The following is an 804-nucleotide window of genomic DNA, read 5'->3' as shown; positions in this document are numbered from 1 at the left end:
GGTTGGTTTCAAAATATTGTTTACTTTATGCGCGTTTGCCATTTGTTTTTGTGCTTCGGCTTATGTTGACACCTTACAAAAATGCGGCAAAAGCGATGCAGTTTGCCAAAAAAAGTTGCTCCAATCAGTATTAAAGTCGATCTCTAAAACCGGTATACCTGAACTTGATATACCACAAATAGATCCGATACAACTTAAAGGCTTCAATGTAGCTATACTCGACCTAGTGAACATAACCCTCGTTGATGGAGTAGCTAAGGGAGTTAAAGACTGCACAGTCAATAAATTTGAAGCCAATTTCGACGATCTACATGCAAGTATCGAGCTAGTCTGTGATATAACTATCAAAGGACATTACTCAGTTTACTCAGGGAGTCCCCTTATTAAAAACTTTTTAGGAGGAGATAATATCCATGATGATGGAAATGGAAAAGCGAAAATAGAAAAGTTCAAAATTGCATTTGATTTCGATTTCACCGTAGAGAAACGAGGAGATGATTTATTCATTAAAAGCAGCATTGACAAGATGAAATACACGTACGATGTTTTAGGTAAAATGGTATTTGCAGCTGATAACCTTTACGTCGCAAATAAAGAACAAAGTGCTTCCATCGTCAAGCTTATGAACGAAAACTGGCGTATTTTAATGGATATGGTCGGAAAGCAATTCGTAGAGAAAGCTATGAGTTTTGTTTTCAACTTTACTCAGAAGTTCTTCAGCAATGTTCCCACTAAGAATTATATCGTGGATGATTTGGAAAATTATGTCAGTAGTTGAAACTACAGAACTTCTTATCAGAGCAG

At 36.4% G+C, this 804-nt stretch carries 1 protein-coding gene; it reads left to right on the top strand.

The features are described from left to right. Positions 1 to 778: JHBP domain-containing protein (locus F0U44_RS24265; protein WP_149730624.1), on the top strand; the 778-nt coding region annotated here is incomplete at its 5' end. Positions 779 to 804: the final 26 nt, after the last annotated feature.

It is taken from the genome of Nocardioides humilatus (assembly GCF_008373755.1).
Lineage (GTDB): Bacteria > Actinomycetota > Actinomycetes > Propionibacteriales > Nocardioidaceae > Nocardioides > Nocardioides humilatus.
The sequence above is the reverse complement of the archived record's forward strand: the minus strand, read 5'-3'. Positions and strand labels throughout refer to the sequence as shown.